The organism is Enterobacter cloacae complex sp. I2 (assembly GCF_014896205.1).
Taxonomy (GTDB): Bacteria; Pseudomonadota; Gammaproteobacteria; order Enterobacterales; family Enterobacteriaceae; genus Enterobacter; species Enterobacter quasihormaechei.
Genome location: NZ_JADBRA010000017.1, coordinates 1 through 26095, shown reverse-complemented (window position 1 = coordinate 26095; position 26095 = coordinate 1). Strand labels below are relative to the sequence as shown.

Annotated in this window: 20 protein-coding genes and 1 pseudogene; 12 read left to right on the top strand and 9 right to left on the bottom strand. The window is 51.3% G+C overall.

Annotated features, from left to right (window positions below):
* Positions 1–1077: 1077 nt before the first annotated feature.
* A complete protein-coding gene (locus IM300_RS15465; RefSeq protein WP_059305032.1) occupies positions 1078–1971 on the bottom strand; it encodes an NAD(P)/FAD-dependent oxidoreductase in 894 nt (297 codons plus the stop codon).
* 120 nt (positions 1972–2091) lie between these two features.
* Between IM300_RS15465 and IM300_RS22830 the strand changes: the two genes are divergently transcribed.
* Complete coding sequence (locus tag IM300_RS22830) at positions 2092–2751, top strand: TetR/AcrR family transcriptional regulator (RefSeq protein ID WP_193037186.1); 660 nt, start codon at positions 2092–2094, stop codon at positions 2749–2751.
* A gap of 91 nt (positions 2752–2842) precedes the next feature.
* Here the strand turns inward: IM300_RS22830 and IM300_RS15455 are convergent, their stop codons facing one another.
* Together IM300_RS15455 and IM300_RS15450 are read right to left on the bottom strand one after the other, a co-directional pair.
* Positions 2843–3334 carry a hypothetical protein gene (locus tag IM300_RS15455; protein ID WP_059305030.1) on the bottom strand — a complete coding sequence of 164 codons (492 nt, stop codon included), beginning with the start codon at positions 3332–3334 and terminating at the stop codon, positions 2843–2845.
* 75 nt (positions 3335–3409) lie between these two features.
* On the bottom strand, positions 3410–4876 hold the full coding sequence (locus IM300_RS15450; RefSeq protein ID WP_193037184.1) for an efflux transporter outer membrane subunit: 1467 nt from the start codon (positions 4874–4876) through the stop codon (positions 3410–3412).
* A gap of 89 nt (positions 4877–4965) precedes the next feature.
* On the opposite strand from IM300_RS15450, the gene IM300_RS15445 reads away from it, so the two are divergent.
* The 4 genes from IM300_RS15445 to IM300_RS15430 all read left to right on the top strand — a co-directional run bounded on the left by IM300_RS15445 (position 4966) and on the right by IM300_RS15430 (position 10674).
* Entirely contained in the window at positions 4966–5580 is a 615-nt protein-coding gene (locus tag IM300_RS15445; RefSeq protein WP_193037182.1) for a TetR/AcrR family transcriptional regulator, read from the top strand.
* A gap of 75 nt (positions 5581–5655) precedes the next feature.
* Positions 5656–6765: an efflux RND transporter periplasmic adaptor subunit gene (locus IM300_RS15440; protein ID WP_059305027.1), complete on the top strand. Its 1110-nt coding sequence runs from the start codon at positions 5656–5658 to the stop codon at positions 6763–6765.
* Positions 6762–9872 (top strand): efflux RND transporter permease subunit, encoded by a 3111-nt coding sequence (locus IM300_RS15435; protein WP_193037180.1) that lies wholly within the window; start codon positions 6762–6764, stop codon positions 9870–9872. Before IM300_RS15440 ends, IM300_RS15435 begins: the two co-directional genes overlap by 4 nt.
* Positions 9865–10674 (top strand): oxidoreductase, encoded by an 810-nt coding sequence (locus tag IM300_RS15430; protein ID WP_059305025.1) that lies wholly within the window; start codon positions 9865–9867, stop codon positions 10672–10674. Before IM300_RS15435 ends, IM300_RS15430 begins: the two co-directional genes overlap by 8 nt.
* Before the next feature lie 416 nt (positions 10675–11090).
* Here IM300_RS15430 and lpxP read toward each other — a convergent pair whose 3' ends face one another.
* On the bottom strand, positions 11091–11999 hold the full coding sequence (lpxP, locus tag IM300_RS15425; protein ID WP_160862981.1) for a kdo(2)-lipid IV(A) palmitoleoyltransferase: 909 nt from the start codon (positions 11997–11999) through the stop codon (positions 11091–11093).
* A gap of 124 nt (positions 12000–12123) precedes the next feature.
* Between lpxP and IM300_RS15420 the strand changes: the two genes are divergently transcribed.
* Positions 12124–12588 (top strand): hypothetical protein, encoded by a 465-nt coding sequence (locus IM300_RS15420; protein WP_193037356.1) that lies wholly within the window; start codon positions 12124–12126, stop codon positions 12586–12588.
* On the opposite strand, the gene IM300_RS22825 is transcribed toward IM300_RS15420, so the two are convergent.
* Positions 12554–12730 carry a YnfU family zinc-binding protein gene (locus IM300_RS22825; protein ID WP_226842315.1) on the bottom strand — a complete coding sequence of 59 codons (177 nt, stop codon included), beginning with the start codon at positions 12728–12730 and terminating at the stop codon, positions 12554–12556. The two genes, IM300_RS15420 and IM300_RS22825, sit on opposite strands and share 35 nt — an antisense overlap.
* A 153-nt stretch (positions 12731–12883) precedes the next feature.
* Between IM300_RS22825 and IM300_RS15415 the strand changes: the two genes are divergently transcribed.
* Positions 12884–13117, top strand: a complete 234-nt coding sequence (locus tag IM300_RS15415; RefSeq protein WP_032682062.1) for a hypothetical protein — start codon at positions 12884–12886, stop codon at positions 13115–13117.
* Positions 13118–13136: 19 nt separating this feature from the next.
* On the opposite strand, the gene IM300_RS15410 is transcribed toward IM300_RS15415, so the two are convergent.
* From IM300_RS15410 to cspF, 3 genes are all read right to left on the bottom strand, one after another.
* Entirely contained in the window at positions 13137–21719 is an 8583-nt protein-coding gene (locus IM300_RS15410; protein ID WP_193037178.1) for a GH36-type glycosyl hydrolase domain-containing protein, read from the bottom strand.
* A gap of 155 nt (positions 21720–21874) precedes the next feature.
* The gene (locus tag IM300_RS22670; protein ID WP_213076230.1) at positions 21875–22039 is read right to left on the bottom strand and encodes a YnfU family zinc-binding protein; all 165 of its coding nucleotides are present in this window, start codon (positions 22037–22039) and stop codon (positions 21875–21877) included.
* 81 nt (positions 22040–22120) lie between these two features.
* Entirely contained in the window at positions 22121–22333 is a 213-nt protein-coding gene (cspF, locus tag IM300_RS15405; protein ID WP_071601025.1) for a cold shock-like protein CspF, read from the bottom strand.
* 266 nt (positions 22334–22599) lie between these two features.
* Here cspF and IM300_RS15400 point away from each other — a divergent pair, with 266 nt between their 5' ends.
* The 4 genes and pseudogenes from IM300_RS15400 to IM300_RS15385 all read left to right on the top strand — a co-directional run.
* On the top strand, positions 22600–22818 hold the full coding sequence (locus IM300_RS15400; RefSeq protein WP_193037176.1) for a cold shock domain-containing protein: 219 nt from the start codon (positions 22600–22602) through the stop codon (positions 22816–22818).
* Positions 22819–23120: 302 nt separating this feature from the next.
* Positions 23121–23348, top strand: coding sequence for a hypothetical protein (locus IM300_RS15395; protein WP_006818627.1), 228 nt, complete (start codon positions 23121–23123; stop codon positions 23346–23348).
* A 571-nt stretch (positions 23349–23919) separates the two neighbouring features.
* On the top strand, positions 23920–24324 hold the full coding sequence (locus tag IM300_RS15390) for an H-NS family nucleoid-associated regulatory protein (protein WP_193037338.1): 405 nt from the start codon (positions 23920–23922) through the stop codon (positions 24322–24324).
* A gap of 52 nt (positions 24325–24376) precedes the next feature.
* Positions 24377–24537: pseudogene (locus IM300_RS15385) on the top strand (arsenical resistance protein ArsH); the annotation flags it as partial.
* Between the two features lie 83 nt (positions 24538–24620).
* On the opposite strand, the gene IM300_RS15380 reads toward IM300_RS15385, so the two are convergent.
* Complete coding sequence (locus IM300_RS15380; protein ID WP_006818634.1) at positions 24621–25223, bottom strand: site-specific integrase; 603 nt, start codon at positions 25221–25223, stop codon at positions 24621–24623.
* 161 nt (positions 25224–25384) lie between these two features.
* On the opposite strand from IM300_RS15380, the gene IM300_RS15375 reads away from it, so the two are divergent.
* Complete coding sequence (locus tag IM300_RS15375; RefSeq protein ID WP_193037174.1) at positions 25385–25801, top strand: ASCH domain-containing protein; 417 nt, start codon at positions 25385–25387, stop codon at positions 25799–25801.
* Positions 25802–26095 lie beyond the last annotated feature (294 nt).

Below are 26095 nucleotides of genomic sequence, written 5' to 3'. Positions count from 1 at the left end.
TACGAATTTGCGCTTACGATGTTTCCTGATTAAAGCTAGCGAGAACATCGTTTTTTTGTATCGCATAATGCTTTTACGGGGAGTGGTTTAGGCTAAAGGAGGAATCAATGTCACATTCGTCATCAAGAAGAAAAGTTCTGGCCGCAGAAGGCCTTCTTGCGCATAGAGCGTCACATGCAAGGAGTTGCGCTAACCATGTTGCGAATAGATTGGGCATAACCCGCAGCGAGCTATTGATGAAGATTGAGAAAGATACAGGGGCGAGTTTGATATCGCCGCTTACAGAAGATGAGTTAATGAAAGCGTTTTATTATATGGAAAACCTTTAGGAGCGACTGCTGTGAGCGAGGAGCGGACGATGAATTGGCGCATTCATGTGCGTCAAATCTGCAGCGACTCAAATATGACGATACTCAATATCAGAGATAAGACACCAGACCCGCGTATGATCGTCTCTGGCGCCGCAAGTCGAGCGATCAGCGCTCCTGCCACTCCGTCAAACTCGACGATATGTATTCCACCTCTCTGATCTAAACCAATCTCAGCGAAGGCGACGATACAACTGGAGAAGAATCTATGCTCTCAAACCCGCATCGACTGCTGGCGAAGATTCCCGCCGTCACGACTTGCCATATTTCCGGGGTCAGGCAGTGCAGAATCCGCGAACGGCGATCTTCTGGAACAGGTGCGGGCTGGTCACGACGGATGAAGGATAAGCCGGAAATTTCGCGAGAAACCCGGGATCAGCAAAGGCGGCGCGGACTGCTTCGGTGGATTCCCACACTACATAGTTCAGGTAAGTCGGGCTATCGCCGTCGCCCGATGTAGTTGCATGGAAATGAAGCCCGATGCCTTCGTTATGACTTCTGCAGCCGCCCGGAAAGCGTCCAGAAAGCCCGCTTTGTCGGCGGGATCGATGACCGTAATAAGTTGATTAGCACGAGAGGTGCGGCCGCAATACCGAGTTGGCGGTCAAACGGAAATTTTTCGTCTAAAGGTGTGAATGGTTTTATGGCAGCCATGGTGGCGCTCCTGTCTAATGTGAAATTGAACCGGGTTGATCGATGCTGCCTGCACTCAGACGAGCATCGACTGCTGAGCGAAAATACCTGCCATCACGCCCTGCCATGTTGCCGTGGTGACCGAGGGTATTCCGGGGTTGGCAAGGTCACCGGCGGCGTAGATACCGGGCATGCTGGTTTCGCGGCGCTCGTCGGTCCTGAGGGCGATGCCGGTTGGCGTATTGATCGTGGCGAGGCCCAGTGCATCATGAAGGCTTGCGGACGGACTGGTACGCGGATGCGCGAACAGGATATCGACTGCGACATCGGGGCCGGTATCGAGCCTGATGGTGGCTCTATGGCTCCCGTGGCGTGCGATTTCGGTGATCCGGCCATCAACGAGAGGTACCTGGCGGGCCGCCAGATCGGCCCGTATGTCGGGGGGGATGTCGTGACCATTGCTGAAGACCGTTAACCTGTCGGTCCAGTCATGGAAGAGCCTGACCTGATTCATCGACTGCGGGCCAGACCAGACGAGGCCCCAGTGCTGGTCAGCAACTTCGAAGCCGTCGCAATAGGGGCATGGGATGACGGTTGTCCCCCAGCCTTCAGCAAAGCCAGGAATATCAGGCATCTGGTCAACAACGCCATAGCTGAGGATCAGGCGGCGCGCACTCAGGGTTTCACCATCGCCAGTGAGGATGGAGAAATTGTCGATGGTACCGGAGATGCTGTCCGCGCGGGCATTAACCATCCTGATAGCAGGGTAGCGTGCGAGTTGCTGCCGCGCCGCAGCCAGGATGTCGGACGGTGGCTTGTCATCGTGGCCGAGTACACCGTGCGAGCGGCTAGCGAAGCGGTTGCGCTGAAGGCCGGTATCGAGAACGGTGACCGTGCGACGGGCACGGCCAAGCTGCAGGGCGGCGGCGAGGCCTGCAAAGCTGCCGCCGATGATAATGACGTCATTCATGGTGATTGGCTCCGGGTTTTGGATGGAGGTAGATGGGCTGTGTCTGGCGCAGCTTGCATATTTATGAAACTGCGTGGTATCTTAATCATGCAATTATGATACTGTCAAGGACTATATTTAGTGACTAATAAAAACAGCCAGACCCGGCGAGGCCGGCCCGTCAACGAAGCGCTTGGCCAGATAATCATCGACGCCGCGTCCGAACTCTTTGTGGAATTAGGATTTCAGGCGACGACACTGGACAAAATCGCCCAGCGAGCAAAGATATCCAAACTCAGCATCTATCGGCACTTCGATAACAAGGAGGCGCTGTTCAGTGCGGCCATCGTGGCTGGCTGCCATCAGTTGTTTGCACCACAGGCACTTCTTGAAGGCGTCGATGGTTCGGTTGAAGATCAACTGATGGCGGTGGGATCATTACTGCTTCGCACGCTGTTGAGATCAGACGTCAGTAGTGTCGAAGCCATGGTCATGGCTGATAAGACGAATCAAAAGTCGCTAAGCAAACTCCATTACGAAGCCGGACCCGCTCATGTCATCGCCCAAATCGAGGTCCTCCTGCGTCAGTTGCACGCTAAGCAGCTTCTGAACGTTCCAGATCCTCTTCAGTCCGCTCGCTTGTTTGCCGCGCTTTTCAAAGGCTCCGACCTTCTGATGATCGCGCGCTTTGATGAGACCAGAGCAGAGGATGACAACGAAATCGAATCTTATTGTCGGTCAGCCGTCACTATGTTCATCGCTGCGCACGGTGGCATCCTGGGTACGCTATCGCGGATTTGATCCTGCCACATATTCCCGGTTCCATCCTGGTCGCAACGTAACGCCCAGGCGTCTTAGCTGGCGCCTGCAAAGATTGCTGTCAAGATAAGGTTCATTCAGATGACGATCTGAAATTGACATCAAGCGTATGCACGGGTTTCATTGCCACTAACAGGACCTTAAGAATAAAAAGATAATCATCAATCTGCACTTCTGTTAAATGAATGAATGGTGAAATGTTAGCCAGCGCCACGTGTCTGGTTGTAAAGTTTATTTTTTTATCCGTCTGGGGTGAAATTACCTGACTGCTTATTGATGGCCATGCTTCCAAAAAAAAGACTAATTGTGATTTTCGGTACTCGAGTTTTTCCTGCGGGTTTTTAGAGGAAAATGTTCCTGTCGTAATGATAATGGTATCTGCTTCGTTAATTACCGCCTGAACATCATCCTGAATCCAGCAGGGAAACTTCCTTGCCAGCAGGTTTGCGCGCTCATGATCTCCGGATGAAAGAAAAACATAAGCGTGAGGGTCAAGGCGGAATAATTCAGACAGAAAGATTTCAGTCAGATCATTTATTCCAAGAATGCCAATTCGCGTCATCATATAGCCACCGTTTTTCCGTTACGCTCATTTGAATAAACAATTTTTTGCTCGTACTGATAAAACCAGCGGACTCCTTTAACCGGGTTTATTTGCTATTTCGTCAGGTAATGACGTTTGCCACCCACCGCCCAGCGCCCTGAATGTCGCCACTGCTGCACGGGCCGATTCTGTCTGCGCCTGCGCTCTGGCATCGGAAGCCTGGAGAAGCGTTTCATCGTTGTGCAGCACGTCAATCAGGCTGGCTGTTCCTTGCTGAAAAGCGATAAAAGAAGACTGTCGGGCACTGGACAGGGCGGTTTCACCGCGGGTCAGTGTGGCTGCCTGTGTCTGGCGATTGACCAGTGCCGAGAAGGCATTCTCAACATCTTCGGTTGCGCGTAACACTGACAGACGATAAGCGGCAAGCGCTTCTGCTTCCTGGCCTTTAGCCTGTTCTATCTGGGCGTTAATACGACCAAAGTCAAAAAGCCGCCAGCGTAATCCCAGCACACCCGACGACTGGCTGGCACCGGCAGTGAAAAGATTATCGCCTGACACTGCCGTTGCGCTGCCAAGCAGCGCGTTAAGGGAAAACTTTGGATAATACTCGCTGACAGCCACACCGATACGTGCGCTTGATGCGGCCAGATGACGCTCGGCGACAATAATATCGGGCCTACGGCGAAGCAGATCTGCAGGCGTACCCATTACGGTGATTTCGGGTGTCTGCGGAATAGCACCCGGCAAAGAGAGTTGAGCCCTGTGGCTCCCTGGCGGGGTACCGAGCATAACGTCCAGCGCATTCATGGCGGCATCAAGCCCGTTTTTCAGATCAGGTACTGTTGACTGCACCTGTGCCAGCGCGCCTTCAGCCTGGCGGACCTGATATTGAGGAGCCAGCCCTTTGGTGTATAAACGCTGAATTTTTTCCAGAAGTTGCTGTTCTGTGATGACCTGTTTATTCGCAATATCCAGACGGGTCTGTAATCCACGCAGGGTGATATAGATATCCGCAGTCTGCGCGGCGACAGCAAGACGTGTCGCCGCGATACCGGCCTCAGAAGCCTGATAATCGGCCTGGGCCGCCTGTCGGCTGCGCCGCAGGCCACCGAACAGGTCTATCTCCCAGCCTGCATTGAGATCGGTTTCATAGGAATTGCCGTAGCGATTATAATACGGCGTTGAATTGACCACCTGACCCAATGGTGTTTCAACCGACTGATAGGCGCGCGCCGCTTGCCCACTGACACTCCCGGACGGTAACAGTGCCGCTGTTGCGGCTCCCAGCCCGGCCCGGGCCTGAGTCATTCTGGCGGAAGACTGTGCAAGGTCGAGATTTTGCTCAAGTGCATCTGAAATGAGCCTGCTCAACAGGGGGTCTCTGAAACCCTCCCACCAGACAGATAAACTGGCAGGCAGGGAAGTGCTGCGTTGCTGTAAGGCTGATTGAGCCTGATAACGCTCCCCAAGCGGAGCCGCAGGGAGATGGTAATCTGGTCCAACGGTACAGCCTGCCAGAGTGAGGGCACCTACAATGAGTGCAAGTGTATTTAGGGAAAACATGAAGAACCCTTGAGTCGAATGTGAATTGTGACTACATTACCAAATGGTCACTCGTTGTCAATCAGGCTTCATTGAGCTAATATGGAAAAATGACTAAACAAATGAATGAAACTCCTTCCAGGGGACCTTCCGATCATAATGTCCGCGATCAGGTCGTTGACGCAGCCACTGAGCATTTCGGTCACTTTGGCTACGAAAAAACAACTGTCTCAGACCTCGCCAAAGCAATTGGTTTTTCAAAGGCTTATATCTATAAGTTTTTCGATTCCAAACAGGCTATCGGAGAAGTGATCTGTGCTAACCGGCTGGCAATCATAAGGGACATTGTCAACGCAGCGATTGTGGATGCGCCCACAGCCTCAGAGAAAATAAGGCGGTTATTCAGGGCATTGTCAGAATCCGGCTGCGATTTATTTTTTCATGACCGTAAGTTGCACGACATCGCGGCCGTTGCTGTGCGTGATAAATGGCCCTCAGCACAAGCTCATGAGCAGCTCCTGCGGCAGCTTATTGAGCAGATCATTGTTGAAGGGCGACAGGCTGGTGAGTTCGAAAGAAAAACGCCACTGGACGAGACGGCGGATGCGATTTTTATGGTCATGCGTCCCTATATTAGCCCGGTTCTGCTGCAATATAATCTGGAAACCGCCCAGGCAGCGGCGGTGTTGCTGCCATCACTGATTCTGAGAAGTTTGTCACCCTGACATTGTGACTATTGACAAATTTAGTCACAGGTATAAATATGGGTTCCTGTCCTGTTTAATTAATTAAGGGAACCCATGCTCGGGCTTAAACCTGTCACCTTTGCTGTCTGCCTGTTGCCGTTTGCCCTTGTGGCCTGCGGTGATGCTTCCGATAACAGCGATCCACGCAGTCTGCCACCTCTGGTCAGGTCTGCCGCAGCGATCAATGCAACCGACTTTTCCCGCGCTTTTACGGGGGTGGTTGTTGCACGAATTCAGAGCGACCTTGGTTTCAGGGTTCAGGGCAAAATCCTGGAACGTCTCGTTGATACCGGCCAGGCCGTAAAACGTGGCCAGCCGTTAATGCGTCTGGACCCGGTTGATCTGAGCCTGCAGGCTCAGGCTCAACAGCAGGCTGTCGCCGCAGCAAAAGCGCGTGCCCGCCAGACAGCGGATGACGAATCGCGTTATCGCGGTCTGGTCACCGCAGGCGCTGTATCGGCATCCGCTTACGATCAGATTAAGGCTGCCGCAGACACGGCCAGGGCTGACCTCAGTGCCGCCCAGGCGCAGGCGAATGTGGCGCAAAACGCCATGAGCTACGCGGTCCTGGTGGCCGATGCTGACGGCGTGGTCATGGAAACGCTGGCCGAACCAGGTCAGGTGGTCAGTGCCGGACAACCGGTTATCCGGCTTGCGAGGGCTGGACAGCGCGAAGCGGTCGTCCAGTTGCCTGAGACGCTGCGCCCGGTAGTTGGAAGTGCGGCACAGGCCTCACTGTACGGCAGCGATACACAATCTGTTTCCGCGACACTGCGGTTACTCTCTGATGCAGCCGACCCGCTAACGCGCACGTTTGAGGCAAGGTACGTGCTCAACGGTCCCATGTCTGGCGCCCCTCTGGGATCCACTGTCACCATCCATATTGCGCAGAGCAGATCATCCCAGCCGTTGCTGCAGGTGCCTTTAGCTGCCGTGTTTGACGCGGGTAAAGGCCCGGGGGTCTGGCGCATTTCAGGCAATCCCGCCAGAGTGACATGGCTGCCCGTGCAGGTCGTCAGCCTCGGGGATGATGCGGCAAGCGTGACCGGCAGCCTTAAGCCCGGCGAACAGGTCGTGGCGCTGGGGGCTCATCTGCTCCATGACGGTGAGACTGTCCGGCTGGCGAAGCAGAGCGATGTCAGTGTCGCCGGGAGTCGTCCATGAGCCGCGGGCGCTTCAATCTTTCCGCGCTCGCGGTGCGCGAGCGTTCCATCACACTGTTTCTCATTCTGCTGATTACGGTTGCCGGTATTCTCTCGTTCCTTGGACTGGGGCGCGCAGAAGATCCGCCTTTTACGGTCAAGCAGATGACCATCATTTCTGCCTGGCCAGGCGCGACGGCTCAGGAAATGCAGGATCAGGTAGCCGAACCGCTGGAGAAACGTCTTCAGGAGCTCAAGTGGTATGACCGTACAGAGACCTACACGCGTCCCGGTCTGGCTTTTACTATGCTCTCATTGCTGGACAGTACTCCCCCCTCAGAGGTCCAGGAAGAATTCTATCAGGCACGCAAAAAACTCAGCGATGAGGCCAAAAACCTGCCGGCAGGAGTATCAGGACCGATGGTCAACGATGAGTTCTCGGATGTCACGTTTGCGCTATTTGCGCTGAAGGCAAAAGGAGAGCCACAGCGGCTACTGGTGCGCGATGCTGAGTCATTACGCCAGCGCTTATTGCATGTTCCCGGGGTGAAAAAGGTCAATATTATCGGTGAGCAGGCCGAGCGGATTTTTGTCTCATTTTCCCATGACCGTCTGGCAACCCTGGGGGTTTCTGCGCAGGATATCTTTGCTGCCCTGAACAACCAGAACATGCTGACACCTGCCGGCTCGATAGACACTCGTGGACCACAGGTTTTTATCCGTCTGGATGGGGCGTTTGACAAGCTGGAGAACATTCGTGAAACGCCGGTTGTGGTGCAGGGAAGGACGCTGAAGCTTTCCGATGTGGCAACGGTCGAGCGCGGCTACGAAGATCCGGCGACCTTTATGGTGCGTAACCAGGGAGAACCTGCACTTCTGCTGGGTATCGTGATGCGTGAGGGCTGGAACGGTCTGGAGCTGGGTAAAGCGCTGGATAAGGAAGCCGCCAGTATCAATGCGGGCATGCCACTAGGCATGACATTCGCGAAAGTCACCGATCAGTCAGTTAACATCAGTTCCGCCGTAGACGAGTTCATGATCAAGTTTTTTGTGGCGCTGCTGGTCGTGATGGTGGTCTGCTTTCTCAGTATGGGCTGGCGCGTCGGTGTTGTGGTTGCCGCTGCGGTACCTTTAACATTGGCTGCCGTTTTTGTGGTGATGGAAGCCACGGGCAAGAATTTTGACCGAATAACCCTGGGATCGCTCATCCTGGCGCTGGGGCTACTGGTGGATGATGCCATCATTGCCATCGAAATGATGGTGGTGAAAATGGAGGAGGGATACGACCGGATCAAAGCCTCGGCCTATGCCTGGAGTCACACCGCTGCACCAATGCTGGCTGGTACGCTGGTTACGGCCGTCGGCTTTATGCCCAACGGTTTTGCTCAATCCACAGCGGGTGAATACACCAGCAATATGTTCTGGATTGTGGGAATTGCCTTAATCGCCTCTTGGGTGGTGGCGGTGGTGTTTACACCGTATCTCGGGGTGAAAATGCTGCCAGACATCAAAACAGTTGAAGGGGGACATGATGCTATCTACAACACCCGCCGCTACAACCGTTTTCGTCAGTTGCTGACGCGGGTAATCGCGCGAAAATGGCTGGTCGCAGGTTCTGTTATCGCGGTTTTTACCGTCGCCCTTCTCGGCATGGCACTGGTGAAAAAACAGTTTTTCCCGACGTCTGACCGGCCTGAGGTCCTCGTGGAAGTGCAGATGCCGTATGGCACTTCCATTGAACAAACCAGCGCCGCCGTGACGAAAATTGAGGACTGGCTGAAGCGCCAAAAAGAGGCAAAAATTGTGACCTCTTATATCGGGCAAGGGTCACCCCGATTTTATCTCGCCATGGCGCCGGAACTGCCCGACCCCTCTTTTGCGAAAATTGTTATCCTGGCGGACAGTCAGGAATCCCGTGAGGTGCTCAAGTTCCGTCTTCGCCAGGCTGCGGCTGATGGACTGGCTCCTGAGGCGCGGGTTCGCGTGACCCAGCTGGTGTTTGGCCCCTATTCACCCTATCCGGTTGCCTTCCGTGTGACAGGGCCTGATCCGACTGTATTACGGGACATTGCAGATAAGGTGAAAACGCTGATGCAGGCTAGCCCGTTAATGAGAACGGTCAACACGGACTGGGGCTCACGCGTGCCGACACTGCATTTCACCCTGAATCAGGATCGCCTGCAGGCAGTGGGGCTGACATCAAACGCAGTGGCTCAGCAGCTTCAGTTCCTGCTTTCGGGCGTTCCTGTCACCCAGGTGCGTGAAGATATCCGTTCGGTGCAGGTCATGGGACGCGTTGCCGGTGATATCAGGCTTGATCCGGCGAAAATAGCGGGTTTCACTCTGGTCGGCTCCGCAGGGCAGCGTATTCCGCTATCGCAGGTTGGTGAAGTCGAAGTGCGCATGGAAGACCCGGTCCTGCGACGTCGTGACCGTATGCCAACCATTACCGTGCGGGGCGATATCGCCGAATCCCTGCAGCCGCCGGATGTCTCCACTGCGATTATGAAGCTGCTGCAGCCCATCATCACAACGCTTCCGGATGGATACCGTATTGAGGAGGCTGGCTCTATTGAGGAGTCAGGAAAAGCCACCCTGGCGATGGTACCGTTATTCCCTGTCATGATTGCCATGACACTGCTGATCATTATCCTTCAGGTGCGTTCAATGGCAGCGATGGTAATGGTGTTTATGACCGCACCTCTGGGACTGGTAGGCGTGGTGCCAACCTTGCTGCTCTTCAACCAGCCCTTTGGCATCAATGCGCTGGTTGGTCTGATTGCCCTGTCAGGGATTTTGATGCGTAACACGCTGATCCTCATCGGCCAGATCCATCATAACGAGCAGGAAGGGCTTGAACCCTTCCATGCGGTCATTGAGGCAACGGTACAGCGCTCCCGGCCTGTACTGCTTACGGCGATGGCGGCCATTCTGGCCTTTATCCCTTTAACACATTCGGTGTTCTGGGGAACCCTTGCCTACACACTGATAGGCGGGACACTGGGGGGGACCATCATTACGCTGGTATTCCTGCCAGCCATGTATGCCATCTGGTTCCGGATAAAGAGCCCGACTTCAACCTCGTCAGCGGAAAATCCATCCATTTCTGAAGGATTAAAAAATGTCTGAACATAAAGTCGTTCTGATTACCGGCGTTTCGTCAGGTATTGGCAGGGCGGCAGCCCTGGCTTTTAAAGCCAGAGGTTGTCAGGTATATGGTACCGTCAGGGATATCAATAGCGCTTCCCCGTTGAATGGTGTTGCGCTGACAGAAATTGATATACGCGATGAACATTCGGTGCAACAGGCAATTGAAAGAGTGATAGTCAAAGCCGGACGTATTGACGTTCTGGTTAACAGCGCGGGTGTGTCCCTGATTGGTGCAGTGGAGGAAACATCAGTGGAGGAGGCTACCCGGCTGTTTGATACCAATTTTTTCGGAGCATTACGTACGACAAGGGCCGTACTGCCACACATGCGAAATCAGAAAAGCGGGCGTATCGTGAATGTCAGCTCCGTGCTGGGCTTTCTGCCTGCGCCCTTTATGGGCATTTACGCTGCCTCAAAACATGCTCTGGAAGGGATGTCTGAAACCCTGGATCACGAGCTACGTGGAATCGGCGTTCGCGCTACGCTGGTTGAACCTTCTTTTACAAGAACAAAACTTGATATGAACTCCGCTGAAACAGCAGAAAAGATCGCCTTTTATGAGAATGCGCGAGGCCAGACCCTGGGGACCATACTGAAACAAGTCAGTACTGCTTCTTTACCCGAAAGCGTTGCAGGAGTAATTGTTAATGCAGCATTAGGGCCATGGAAAATGCGACACACACCGGGTGGTGAAGCCACGCTGCTTGCCAGACTACGTCGTTTTGCACCTGCCAGTATGGTTAGTAAGGGATTGAGAAAAGCCTTTGGAATGAAAGATTAGTCACTTGAGAATCATGCCTAAGCTGGAATAAATGCAAGCCGATGGATATGCCAGTTGTGCAGTACTGCACAACTGGCATGACTTTTTGTGTCAAGACATTCTGTATTTATCTCACCAAAGCGGGCGAATGCGTTGCTATCAAAGTCTGGTATTAACATAGCGACTTGCTCAGTATAAATTAACATAACACAATGTTATCAACGTCTGCTTTTGGCACGAAGCCGAGGAGTTTCCTGGGTTGGAAGTCCGCTGTGAGCGAAAAACGGACCTTCAAATCCGAACCGGTTCAATTGATTAACCTTGGTTGTCAGTTAAGCCATCGTTAACATGAATCCGATCGGAAATTCCTTATCGAATTTTTTACAAATACGCAGTGGCAAGAAAGATAGATTCTGGCTCATGACAAGCAGAGTGGTTCATTTGTATAAAGAGACTTCGCCTTCAGGACGCGTTTTGAACCTGCGATGCATCCACAGGTATTGCTCAGGGGCACGGAGAATTTCACGCTCGATGATCTTGTTCATATAAGCCGCTGCGGCGACCTTGTCTTCCCCTGGATAGCCTGACAACGGATTGCTGATATACATGTGATAACCTTTTTTATCGCTACGTCGAATCATGCTAAGTGTGATCAAGGGTGCACCAGCGAGTTTTGACAGAGCATACGTTCCGTTCGTCGTGGCTGCTTTTTTTACCGAGAAAAAAGGTGCAAAAACGCTTCCCTTAGACCCATAATCTTGGTCTGGTGCAAACCAAACGGCTTCACCAGCTTTTAGCGCATGAACAAAACCAGATAAATTACGTCGATTAATCATAGCTTTATTTGAACGCATACGCCCTTTTGTCTGTACCCATTCCATTAATGGATCATTGTGTGGGCGATACGTTGCCATCATAGGATGGCATAACCCCATTACTCTTCCACACAACTCAAGGGACATAAAATGAATCCCGACAACCATTACTCCCCTTGTCGCACCGGTCAGATTTTCAAGCCCTTCGACATCAAACCATTTTTTGACTCTCGCATCGCTCCAGAACCAGGCTATTCCTGTTTCCATCAGTCCCAGCCCGAGAGAAACAAAGTTTTTATTGACCATCTGGCTCCGGGCAAACGGCGTCATCTCGGGAAAGCACAGTTCGATATTTCTAATCGCAATTCCTTCCCGGCGTTTCAGAAAGGGTCTGGATATTTTTCCAAGGCCAGAACCCAGAATATGTAAAATGGGGTAAGGAAGTTGAACGAGAAGCCACAGCAGACCCAAACCAGACCAGGTAAGCCAGTGGCGAGGATGAAGTAAATTATGAGTAAAAGTCTGTGCCATAAATTTCCTTAATGCTAATGAAGGTTATAACGCAAAAGGAAAACAATGAGGCAATTCGTCTTTAGCGATACATTTTGTTTTAGACAATTTAAATTCATCTAAATTCAGAAAAAATAAGTTTGCAATGCCTGGTAAAGGATTTAAAGAGCCAGGAATGAATTGTAAGCCAGCAAATTTATTCTGTTATAAATCCATGGTTTTATCATTGATACTCAAGGAGTTGTCTTCTCGATTCATCATCATCAAGGTACTCAAAAGAAAGAAGCCGAATTTTGGTAAGTTTATAAAACCACTCACAATCGTTTCGTTGAATAATTTCGCCTGGTTTGAAACATATCCCGGATGCCACCCGAATAATCGCATATTTACCATTACTAAACCTGACCCGGTGAATACAGAAAGGTTGGCCAGCCTGTCCGTGACAGCTGTTCGACATGATATACCCTTCAATAAAAACAGATTTTTTAGATTTCATTATCATACCCTCGACAACAGCAGTACAGGAGGAACGTTGTCATTTTCCGACATCACTGACGTTAAGTGGCAGAAGCTGATCAGCCGCCGATACACCAGCATTCTGAAGGTCTGAACAACAGTCCGCAGGGAGGGCACTCAAGAACCGCATCTTTTCTTAGTTTACCTGCTTTCTGATCGGCTCTGTGTGCGCATACAGGGCAGGCAACATGAACCGGTCTTTCTTTAAAATACCTGAGCCCATTTGTATAAGACATAAATAATTCTCTGAGGAATACAGTAATTATTATACGCTTTAATATAAAAATAACTGGCATAAGTTATGTTAAGTTGTGTCTGAATCAGGATATCAGATATTGAAAATTGAACGTCTTATTTATGATACACTACCCTTCCGTGAGAAATTTAAGATGAAATCAGAAGACACCCTTGACTGGTATCCGGCACAACTACCGCCTGTGAAAATTATTCTTGGCGAAGCCGTGCTGGCTGTGGGTAAACAGGGCCGACCGATTAATACCCGCACCTTGCTGGAATACCTTCAGGTCATGCAGGACAAACAAAAAAGGCGGGATGACAAAATCGCCATGCAGACTGCGATTAATGTTCTCAGGGATAATCAGCGCATTAACGGCAGACGTTAACGCACCTCCGGGATCAGTGTCAGTTCTGAATGATCTCAACCGTGTGGTTTTGTCCATCATCCTTCAGCGGTATTCTGTCATCAGGGAGGAGAACACCATCCAGCGTCACGCAATATTCTGCATCGCCGCGTGAAACACTAATCTGATAATGGCTTTCACCATATTGATATGCCATAGAAAAAGACGACCACTCATCCGGTAACCTGGCATGAACACTAAAGTCAGTGCCGGAACGTTTTATCCCCAGTAATTCCTCGGTAAGTAAACGCCAGGCCCAGCCTGCGGAACCGGTATACCAGCTCCACCCTGCACGTCCGGTATGGGGAGCGACGCTGTAGACATCAGCACTCATGACATAAGGCTCAGCTTTATAAATCCCGACAGAGTCCGCATTCAGGGTATGATTTATAGGGCTGAGCATTGACCAGAGTTGCCAGGCGCGTTCGGCATTCCCCATTCGGGCAAAGGCCATCACTGCCCAGATGGCGCCATGCGTATACTGCCCTCCGTTTTCCCGCACGCCGGGCAGGTACCCCTGTATGTAGCCCGGATTTGGACCGTGTCCGTCGAAAGGAGGCGTTAACAGTTTGATCAGCCCTCCTTCGTTATCCACAAGGTGCTTATCCAGCGCCTGCATGGCCTTTGCGCACCGTCCCGGGCTCGCGGCGCCGGACAATACAGACCAGCTCTGCGCAATCGCATCAATCCGGCAGTCCTGTGAGGTTTTCGATCCCAGGGGAGTACCATCGTCAAAATACCCGCGCCGGTACCATTCCCCATCCCAGGCGTGGGCTTCGAGATTACTTTGCAGGCGCAGAGCCTGTGAACGGCACATCGCGGCGACGCTTTCATCCAGCCTGCGCTCCGCCAGCGCTGCAAACCGCTGCAAAATGTCGTACAGGAAGAAGCCCAGCCAGACGCTTTCACCTTTGCCCTCGATACCCACCCGGTTCATCCCGTCATTCCAGTCACCAGCCCCCATCAGCGGCAGGCCATGCTCCCCGAAGCGAAGTCCATAGTGAATAGCTTTGACGCAGTGTAACCAGAGTGTCTCTTCGGTGCCGCTGATGACCGGCGTGTCATAGACAGACTCTTCACCAGGCTGAAGCGAGCGTCCCTCCAGATAAGGAATGCGTATTTCCAGTGCATCCATATCCCCCGTCGTTTCAACATAGTGGCAAACAGCAAGCGGCAGCCAAAGATAGTCATCGGAACAGCGGGTACGCACACCGTTGCCGTGTGGCGGGTGCCACCAGTGCTGCACATCTCCCTCGATAAACTGCCGTGATGCACAGAGTATTATCTGTTCACGCATCCGGTTCGGAGCAGCGTGGCTCAGAGCCAGCGTATCCTGCAGCTGATCGCGAAAACCAAATGCACCGCCAGACTGATAGTAGCCACTCCGGGCCATAAGACGGCAGGCGATCGTCTGATACAACAGCCAGCCATTAACCAGTAAATTTACGGACGTGTCGGGGGTGTTAACTACGATTTTATCGAGCACATTGTGCCAGTGATTATGAATCCGGTTCAGCTCCTGGCGGACCGTATCCTCGTTCATGTAGCGGGCCAGCGTCTCCTGAGCACAAACATCATTCTCCTCTGCGCCGAGGATAAAAATAAACGTCCTCTGGTCCCCGTCAATTAATGTAACCGCCGATTGCACCGCTCCGCAGGGATCCAGACCGGCCCCCGTCTTACCAGAAAGCTTTTGCAGTTTCATGGCCGAAGGGGCGTGAAGGGAACCATTACGGCCAATAAACTCCCGGCGGTCCCCTGTCAGAGAACAGTCATTACCGCTGACGGCAAAAAATGCAGTTCGGCCGCCACCATTATCACCATAAAAGTTATTCGCAAGCACCCCGCAGCCGCCGGGCGTTCTGGCCACATGTGTCACAATGTGAGGGGCTGAGCGCGTTCGTGTTTCTCCGAGCGTCCACTCTACATAGCCTGTGACGGAAAGTTGACGTGTCCGTCCCGAAGAGTTACTGAGCGTCAGGAGCACCAGTTTAACCGGATCTTCTTCAGCAACCAGGACCGTCAACTCGCTGTCTATACCACTCTCACGATGGGCAAAAACGCTGTAGCCAAAACCATGGCGGGTCAGGTAATCACCGTGTCCGCGAACAGGTAAAGCCGTCGGCGACCAGCACTCCCCGCTCTCTTCATCGCGCAGGTAAAATGCCTCGCCGCTGCGATCGCTCACCGGATCGTTCTCCCACGGCGTCAACCGGTATTCATGGGCATTCTCATACCAGGTATAGGCCTGCCCTGCCTCTGAGATCACGCTGCCAAAACGGGAATTTGCCAGTATGTTCGACCAGGGAGCCGGTGTAAGCGCATTTTCCCGAAGGACGATCTGATACTCCCGCCCATCCTGAGAAAATCCACCGTACCCATTGAAATGGCATAACTGACTGGTATCAGGGCTCCAGTCCGTATGTTGATTACGCTCGCGCACAGCACGCGGAATGAATGCCCTTGCCGGCGATTTCAGGGTATGAATACGCTGGTTAAGCTGCTCAATAATACCCCCTGCGCGGTCATCAAGATAAAGACAGGCCACGCTCATCAAAAGCAACTTATCCTCAGCGGAGAGATGCTCACCGTTGCGGACAAAAAGCCCGCCCTTTTTATCCAGCAGACTGGCTTCAGACCCGGCATAAATTAACTCCATAATCTGATTTTGTAATCCCTGCTGGTAGCCGCCGGGGCTGTTATTCAGGATAACCAAATCAACATTCAACCCTTTCTGTCTCCAGTAACGGTGTGCCTGAATCAGTGTGGTCACTGAGGTGATACTTTCCTCGCTGGTTATACTCAGCAGCACTATCGGCAGATCCCCTGAAATTGCCCAGCCCCACAGTCCGGACTGGCCACGCCGGTTGCGGCCGATCGCCTGTCCTTCGGCGCGCAGCTCCTGGACAGGGTAAAGCACAGCGCTGGCGAGACAATTGAACAACGTGGCATCATCTTCACTGGCGTTCATCTGGCGCAATACCACCAGACTGTGAGACCAGGCCAGTTCAAAGACGCGATCGGCGATAGGGTAATCGCGATATTTCTCCAGCAACGCCAGGCTCTGCTGACGGGTCTCGCTGATGCCATAAATGATATCAATCGTAACCGGCTGCCCCGGCTGCAGAATGATGGCGTTGCGAATTGCCAGTATCGGATCCAGCACCGAGCCCGACGTGTTGCTTAGCATCCCTCCCGTCTCTATTGCCTGGGCAATCTCAGGGTTTCTGCCACGTCCAATAAACCTTGCCCTGTCCGTTTCAAACGACACGTTATGTCGGTTATCGCCATGCACCACCATCATGTGAAACAGGCAAGGGCCCGGTTCATCCGGTGAGCGCGGGCGCCGGTGGCAAAGAATAGCGTCACGCTCAGGAGCCAGCTCAGTCTGAATAAACAAATTGCTGAATGCCGGGTGTGCCAGATCGCTGGCATCAGGTGCCAGTACCACTTCAGCATAGGTTGTCAGCTCCAGAGAGCGAGGCTTGCGACCACGATGAATCAGTGTGAGCCGTCGCAATTCAACATCATCCTCCGGAGAGATCACCACCTGAGTTTTGATGCTGAGTCCCCCGAAGCTGCATCTGAATTCTGCCCCCGCATCGGTGAACAACACTTCCTCGTCTTGTCCGCTGGTGTAGCCTGTCGGTTGCCAGGTATTGCTCCACACATCTCCCGTCTGGGTATCGCGGATGTAGCAGAATGCTCCCCAGTTATCACGGGTGGTATCACTGCGCCAGCGCGTTAGTGCAATATCCTTCCAGCGACTGTAACCACCGCCCCCCGCAGTCAACATCAGATGATAATGGCCGTTGGACAGCAGTTGAATATCCGGGGCGGGAGTATCCACGCTATAGAAAATACGGGGTTCATAGCGGACGGGTTTGACCCTGCCCTCATGAGATTCAAAATGACGGCGCGGACTGTACAGATCGACCGCATCCGGCACGCGCTCCTGTAACAGCAGACTCGCTGATCGGAATACCGTACTGGACATAAAGCGTTCAGTCATGGGGGCGTCAAGCAGCACATGAGCCAGCGCCTGAAATGCCATACCTTGGTGATGCGCCATCCAGGACTGTACCACCGCATAGAGCTGACCGGTTGCAAGACGTGAGGGGGTATAGTCCAGCGCTTCGTAAAAACCATATTCGCCGTGCGCGCCATTTTTTTGCAGCCTGAACAGGTTCTCACAGGCTTTCTGTGGAGAGACCATCAGCGCCAGCAACGTGGCATACGGGGCGACAACCATGTCATCAGCAAGCCCCCTGCGCAGACCGAGACCCGGCACGCCAAAGGCCTGATACTGATAATTATGCTGAACATCAAAAGCATGATAGCCAGACTCTGAAACACCCCATGGTACCCCGCGTTCTTTCCCCCAGTGGATCTGGCGCATAACTGCCGACTGACTCATCTCATCGAGCAGGCTGCCGGGCCAGGTGGGCATAACCAGATTCGGCATCAGATATTCAAACATGGATCCGCTCCATGACATTAGGGCAGTTTCATTATCAATCGTGGTAAACAATCGACCCAGCGCGTACCAGCTTTTAAGAGGTAGCTGATTAGTCGCAATTGCAAGAAAACTGGTCAGGCGGATTTCAGACGGCAGGAGATCGTAGTGGCTCTTGTCAGGCATATTGGTGTCACAGTTATAACCGACGCTGAGCAGACTGGTTGCTTCACTGTACAGAAAGGCGAAATCCATCCGGGCATGCTCATCCAGCCGCTGTTCCAGCTCGATGATAATATTGAGTCGCATTCGGGCCTGCTCTGCCACTGACGCCGGAGGCGTTCCTGTACCGGTTAATGTCGGACGGGCAAGCTCGCTCAGCGTCGGCAGCGTCTGTTCATTCCAGGATGCAGGTAACCAGCCAAGCAACAGAGACCACTCATGGCAAAGCTGAACCAGTTGATGCTCCAGATGTCCAGCCCAGCGCATCTGAAGAGGAGATCCCTGATGACATGCGCTGGTCAGATGGTTGCACTGGGTGCGCATGCTTTTCAGTTCGCTGAAAAACACCTGCGGAGAGAGCGACACCGCGTTCAGGCAATGCTTGCGCAGCAGTCTCAGGCTGTCAGGTGGGTTCTCACCCCACTGTTTTTCCAGAATATCCAGCGTATCGTTCAGTCCTGCCAGTATCTGTTGGCTGCTTAAAACAGGCTGATGACGCATGGCGGACAGGCCTGCACGCAGGGTCAACAAATGCCCGGCCATGTTGCCGCTGTCGACGCTGGAGATATAGCGTGGACTGAGGGGGACCAGCGTACGGGTGTCATACCAGTTGTAGAGATGGCCCCGGTAGTGCTCCATTTTATCCAGCGTGTCGAGCGTGAGCGACACGCGCCGGAGCACCTCTCCGCCGGGCAGGTAGCCAAAGTCCCATGCCGTCAGGTTAGCCATAAGGGAAAGACCAATGTTGGTAGGAGAAGTTCGGTGTGCCACCGTCGGTTGTGGTATTTCCTGATAATTATCAGGTGGAAGCCAGTTCTCTTTTTCTGTGGCAAAGGTTTCAAAAAATGCCCAGATTTCACGACTTGTCTGGCGTAACAGCTGTTTTTGTTCCTGAGTTGGCGAAAAAACCTTACGCACGGGCTGGCGACTCAGCCAACTCAGCAGCAGCGGGGCCACACACCATACCAAACCGATCGGTAACGCAATCCCCAGCAGTTGGGGGGCAAATTGTCCGGTCAGTATTGTCAGCGTCACGCCACCGGCAACGTTCAGCCACATCGCCTGATAAAAACGTGCAACAGTGGATCTGGCCTGACTGCTGTCCTGGCTGTGGCTGACCCACTGGCTGAGGTGACGCCTGCTTATCCCCAGTCGCCATAGCGTCACGGCGATCGCTTTCAGCGAATATCCGGCTTCGTGCGGCAGTATCGCAAAATTAAGGCTGATACCTGACAGACGCTTTAGCGCGCCCGCCCCCACCAGTAACAGATGCGGCTTCACGCGGCGACGCAGAGGTTTATGCAGAAGGTCATGGCTGATGCAGAGGATGGCTGGCAACAGCCATATCAGCAACAGTATGCCCAGCCAGTAAACCGGATTGGGTACCCAAAGCAGAGTGAAGAACAGCAATACCAGTAAAGAGGGGGCGACCAGACTGCGACGTAGATTATCGAGTAATTTCCAGTAAGAAAGCGCGGTCAGCGGATTCCTGACCCGGGTTCCATCGGCTTTTCTGACGCGTGGTTTCAGCCAGTTAAGCAGTTGCCAGTCACCCCGGATCCAGCGTGAACGTCGTGCAACATCCGACAGATAATTATTAGGATACTGTTCGTACAGTAATACCTCGCTCAGCAGACCCGAACGTGCATAGCATCCTTCAAGCAGATCGTGGCTGAGTACCAGATTTTCTGGGCAGATGTTGGTAGTGGCCTGCATAAAAATATCAACATCGTAAATCCCTTTGCCCACAAACGAGCCTTCCCCAAAGAGATCCTGATAGATATCCGAAGACATCATCGAATAAGGGTTATTGCCCGGTACGCTGCTGCGCAGGGCTGCGTAACGCCCCTGACCGTTGCGTGGTATCTCCTCCGCAAGACCGGGCTGTAAAATACCGAATCCTTTGACAACCCTCTGGCGTACCGGATCATACTCAGGCGTATTCAGCGGATGCGCCATCGTCGCGACGAGTTTGTGTGCCGTATCGCGCGGGAGTACCGTATCGCTGTCCAGGGTAATGACGTATTTTATGTGACCCGGTAAAAGGTGGGCAGGCATCTCTGCAACGCTGACGAATTGCGTTCCGGGATGGCGCAACCAGCTGTTCAGTAACGCCAGTTTTCCCCGCTTGCGTTCATAGCCCATCCACGCTCCTTCCGAGGGGTTCCATTCAGGCTGGCGATGTAACAGATAAAAACGTGGTCGGCCGGAGGGGTAGCGGCGATTAAGCGCCTGCGTATCGGCGATAGCCTGTCTGAGCAGCGCGTGACTTTCCGGCGAGGGTTCATTTTCAGAATCAGCAAAATCAGTGAGCAGCGCGAACCTGAGATTTTCGTTTTCATTCCCTAACCAGCAGACTTCAAGACTGGTGAGGAGCTGGCTGAAACTTTCGTGGCTGGTCAACATGCAGGGAATGACTAACATGGTGGCACTGTCAGCGGGAATCCCGGCTGAAAAATCCATCCCCGGCAAGGGTCGAGGAACGCGAAAACGGGTGGTTGCATCACTGAGTAAATCGCTCATTAACTGAGTCAAAGCGATAATCAGAGGCAATATCACCGCGATCAACAGCCAGTCTGTGCCCTGCATGGCGGTTTCGTGCAATATTGCTGCGGTCGCTGCGGTTGTCAGCAGCGTCAGGCTTCCAATCCATGACAGCAGGGTTATTCTGTTGAAACTGTGCCGCAAGCGTAGGAGCCTTGAGGCATCTGCCAGGAGATGAATATCCAGCGCCTGTCGACCTTCGCCCGCAAGATAATAACCAAGATGATGTTCCGGTGTATCGGGCGCTTTTTCCTCTGAAAACGCCAGCACTTTCTCTGCAACCTCAGGCTCGCTGAGACCGCTGTCTCTGGCCAGAACCTCAACTACGTGCCGGTAATGATCCCGGGTATTGAAGTGCATCCGGGGATAGATGCCGGCAGGATCATTGCGTAATGTCTGTTCGACAACGCTTATCGTTTCGGCGAAATCAGCCCAGTCCGTTTCACTCAATAATCGCAGGCCCGCAATGCTGTTACTTACAGACAGCTGGCTGGCGGCAAGCTGCTGATTGAAACTATGTATGAGAACGTCAGTGGTGATCCCCTGTTCCCGAAGGCACTGATCAACCCAGGTCAGAGGTAACGACAGCGCGTTGCCATGCCCCTGCAGGCGCCGCACCACCTCTGCGACAAACGCACTGGTTAACGGAGGCCGGGAGCGCGCCATATCGGCAACCACCATGATTAAATCACCAGGCGCACTCTCTGCGCATTCGACAATCCTTGTTATCCACGTATCGGCAAGGTTTCTGTCTTGCTGCGCTTTTATCACTTCCATACTGATACGACGAAGATTTTCAATCAGCGCCAGGCGCAGCATTCCCGGTAACGCCCAGACTTCACCCAGCGTCAGCGGCGTCACCTGTTGATAGGCAGTGAGATAGCTGGTCAGGCTGGCGGCATCCCAGCGGCCATCGCCGTGAGCAATAGCCTCTGATGCAATATGATAAATTCGTGGGCAATTCAGCGGCGATACCAGCGACGGAAGACCTTTGCCAAAGCTTTTCGGCAGATGCTGGCGGACAGTGCGGATTTGTTCCTCAATCAGATAATAATTGTCCAGCAGCCATTCACCGGCGGGCATGATACTGGTCTTTTTACCCGCGTTAAGCTCATAGCAGTTTTGGGTAATGACGGCCTCATTGTCGCCAAGCCGTTTCAGAAGATAATAAGGATGCTTATCCGGTGATACTTTATGAGTCCGCGCCAGCTTCTGGCCGTAGCGTTCCATCTGGACGGTCGAAAAGAGTTCTGACCGCGGCGAGCTTTCACCGGCAGGATCGTTCGCCGAAAACGTTATGTTTTCGGCAGCATTCATCAGTATACGGGAGCGGTTAAACCACGCTCTGGGGATCATTTTCATAGCATTGCTCTGATGCGACGTTAGCGCGCAGGAGCAGTTGCGAAATCAGTTCAGAAACGTTCTCTCAGGATGGGCGTCAGGCATCAGGGATTTAACAGCTGCCGGAATCTAACATAAGTATAGGACATGAGCTCTGTTCTGCGGTTTTGGTCGAGCTAGCGTCGGGAGATAAACAGAGCCTTACATCCGGGGCAAAGCATGGTCTGGTTGAGCCGGATTTTTGACAACGGTTGTACTGATTTTAAGCCACAAACAGGACAGGCAGCTGTGGCAGTAGACGCACTGCTGAAGAATTTCATTGCGTAATTGATAACAGACATAACCATTAACCTTTCAATGAATGAGCTTCACCGTACCACATGTGGTTAAGTTTTAATCTATCTATTTTGACACACTGAAAATCAGGAAAGATAAATGTTCGCAGCCACAGGCCCCCGGAGACCGTTTATCCGGCAAAATTCTATGCGCCTTCCAGGGATGAGTAATTCTGATTCGCGGGAGTTAACGGCTGAAATGTGAAGCAGAACGTCTTTTCGTCCATCAGATGGGATGATGAGGCCTTTACCACTAAGAATGTCAAAGCTTTTGACAATTCCAGTCATTTTATGGGACAAGTCAATTCCTTATTGAAAACACGTAAAGACTATACATTGAAAATGGCATTCAGCCACTTTTATTTTCCCTACAGGACCGCTGGACGGCTAAAATATAATTTGCTTATATCGATTCCCTGTGCCTTAATGAATTCCATCAGTTCGATATACTAATGAAAGTAAGAAATTTTCCGGGCAGTTCTCATTACCAGGCGCTATCGTTGATATCCCCTCTTTTTGAGTCCATACGTTTACTATCAATACAATGATGCATAACTGGAGTCAGTATGACCTCTAGAATTACAGGCCTGGTAAAATGGTTTAACGAAGACAAAGGTTTTGGCTTCATCTCTCCTCTTGATGGCAGCAAAGATATCGTTGTCCATTTTTCTGCGCTTAATGGCGACAACTTTAAAACTTTATTTGAAGGGCAGAAAGTTGAATTCGCTATTCACAGCGGTGACAAAGGTCCTGCTGCAGCAAAAGTAATACTTTGCGATAAATAAATTATTGTGGATCTGCAATAACGATGAAGGATTGTTCCTGAGTAGACAGATCCATAACTTAAATCAGATGAAGGTCGTTTATTCTTAATATCAGGCCAGCATGCTTTTTCGCAATTATTAGCGTGCTGACCGATGTGATGAAGTGCAGGACTGCTGCATGAAAGTCTGAAAGCAGAAGCTAACTGCTTATTAAATAATAAAGTGCGTAAGAGGCGAGGCTGCCTCCGAAAGCATCACATCTTTGCTTCTACCTTAATCACATCTGCCAGTTAACATCCACGTGATGTACAGGGTAATAGAATATGATTAAAGTCCTTGTTTTCTTTAATGCTGAATCCTGTAAAGTCATGGCCGTTCTGGAAGGTATATCCTCTATCAGGCTGGAATATCCAAACGGTGAAGAAAGGTCTCTTCGGATTATGTCTGCAGGCTTTCCTTCCTTAACTGGCGATCATGATATTGTTTACGTAGCTTCTGACAGGGAGTTGACGTCACAGGAGATACTTGATGCGGTCAGGAAATATTTATAGCATTTTGTCATGCTCTCTGCTCCACGTTTAATTGCATGCTTACCCTATTTATCAGAATCGAACAAAAAATGAGTTAAAAAAATTTATGGCCTGCTAACAGCAGGCATTTTTTTACATTACACTTTTTTAGAAACACCTCAATAAAGAGAGAGTAATTCGCTACCCTCTGACAAAATGCAGGTGTCTCTTACCTGCGTGCCATCTTGCCATTTGTGAAAAATCTTACTAAGTGGCCGCGCTAATTCACTAAATGTCTCACCTGATTTAAGCTCACCAGGTATGACTGAAGCAATAGTTATGAGGGTATAAAAAGGCTCTCCGGATGGCTCCTGGCATCATAGTTTTTAGTACCTTCAAAAATGCAGGGACATTTCGTAGGAGTTGGAATTTAGTTCTTGCACATTCTTCTTAATTTTGTCTTGCGATAAGAGATTTATATAAGTAGTCTAAACCTCATTAATAACAATATGTACCAATAGGATTAAAATGCTCAGTAAGAAAAATCGGGTTGATGAGCAACCGTCGACATTGGTATTTGCTGAACAACGAAAAAACTTTAAAAGGTCTCTTTATGTCAGATGCTCTTACACAGTTAAACAATATCCGTACCTTACGTTCTCAGACTCGTGAAATGTCATTAGATGTACTGGAAGATGTTCTGGAAAAGTTTAAGATTATTCTTATAGAACGACGAGAAGAAGAGACATTACGTCTAACAAATGAAAGTCAGCGCCGCGATAAACTGGAAACACTTCGTCAGATGATGCTTGATGAAGGTATCGACCCCTCCGAACTTATGGCTGCTATTGGCTCTCCGGGTAAGGCTAAAAGGACGTGCTCCCCCCGCCCCGCGAAGTATCGATATACTGACGAAACTGGAGAGTCAAAAACATGGTCAGGTCAGGGGCGAATGCCGAAGCAGATCTCAAATCTGATTGCTGAAGGTGGGGAATTAAAAGATTTTGAAATCAGCTAAAAAGAGCCGGGTATAACACGGCTCTTATTGGTATAGGCCGCAAGTTGCCTTAGAGAATAGTCGAGAAACATTTAGTTCCGTCGATGTAGCCGAGGAGCTGTTTAAAACCACAGTACTGCTAAAGGGACAAACCGGTTATCTTGCAGATCGTTACAGCGAGCAAAAGAGAACCATCAGGAGCTTTCATCCCGAGTCAATCAGGACAAAATATAACGTATGTTCTTCCTGAATCCATTCTGCATGAGCTTAACTACGTCCGTTATTGGCACAGGGCTGCTGTTGCAGCCCTGACAACCTTAGACTTCAATCGATTCGGAGATCTCTAACGCATCATCGACTTCAATGCCCAGATAACGGACTGTGCTTTCCAGTTTCTTATGACCCAACAGAAGTTGGATCACCCGGAGATTCTTGGTTTTTTTGTAGATCAGGTAAGGTTTTGTTCTTCTCATTGAATGTGTGCTGTAAAGAGAATCTTCGAGACCAAGCTTTTCTACCCACCCATGAAAGATTCGGTTGTATTGCCGGGTTGAAATGTGCTGGTTAGTTCCGACCCGAGACCGAAACAAGAAGTCTTTACTATGCAAATTGCCAAGCTTAATCAATGCAACAACAGCTTCTCTTGTTCCTTTGGTTATCTCAAATTGCACAGGGCTACCGGTTTTCTGCTGCAACACCGTAGCTCTGCTTGAAACAGAGCTACCATATGCAACATCAGATACTTTGAGTTTGACGAGATCACAGCCTCGAAGCTTACTGTCCAGGGCCATATTGAACAGAGCTAAATCGCGCGTTTTACCTTCCAGTTCAAGCCGGATTCGGATACCCCAGATATGAGATATCTGAAGTGGTTTTTTTTGGCCTATGATACGGTCTTTGTTCCACGGTGACGTGTTCATACTCAAATCTCCTGCAATGTAGGAGATTTGAGTATGGTTGTCCCTTATGAGCGATAAGCGGACCACACTATCTAAATAAAGGCATCACAGATAATGTCGGGACAGCTCATGCTAAAAAATGTATAACTTTTTTTTTCACCGACGATAAAGAAGGGATTTCAATGGTTGAGGTTGAGGTTGAGGTAATAAAAATGAAGTATCCAGGCGCAGATGCCTGGCAAATGGGTGACAGCCCGGAACTCGCCAGCGAGCTTGCGGACCTGATCAAAAAAGGGATCAAAACGGCCTCTTGCGGATCTTTTGCCTCTTTCCAGCAGGAGGATTCTGCCCTGAGGATTGGGAGTTATAACATCATTCTTGATGGCCAGAATGTTCCGGTCTGCGTGATCAGACTGGTTTCATTGCGGCTTGTGCGTTTTTGTGATGTGACTGAGGCGTTCGCTCGCAAAGAAGGTGAAGGGGATTTAAGCCTTGAATACTGGCAGAAAGAGCATCAGAGATTTTTCAGCCGCGAAGGTCATTTTTCTGAAGATATGGAGTTGATCACAGAAGAGTTTGAAGTAGTTGAGATCCTGTAGGACAGAGTAAACGGGTTGACGTTCATCAATTGCCATTTATACCAATGTCCGCTTCTGGCACAAAGCGGACTTCAGGGGCAGCAACGATGTCCGAGGTCATGACGGACACTCAGCGTGAAGTTGATAAGTGTCGCTTCGTCGCTGATCCGCCGCCAGGCTGATTTATCCACTAAAGGCAATATTCACATTGTTTTCCTTCCTGAATAGCAATAATCCACAAATCACAACAATCCGTCACGTTTTATGCCTATCGGGCAATAATCCCTCTCATTTTGTCCGCAGATCCGAAAAAAG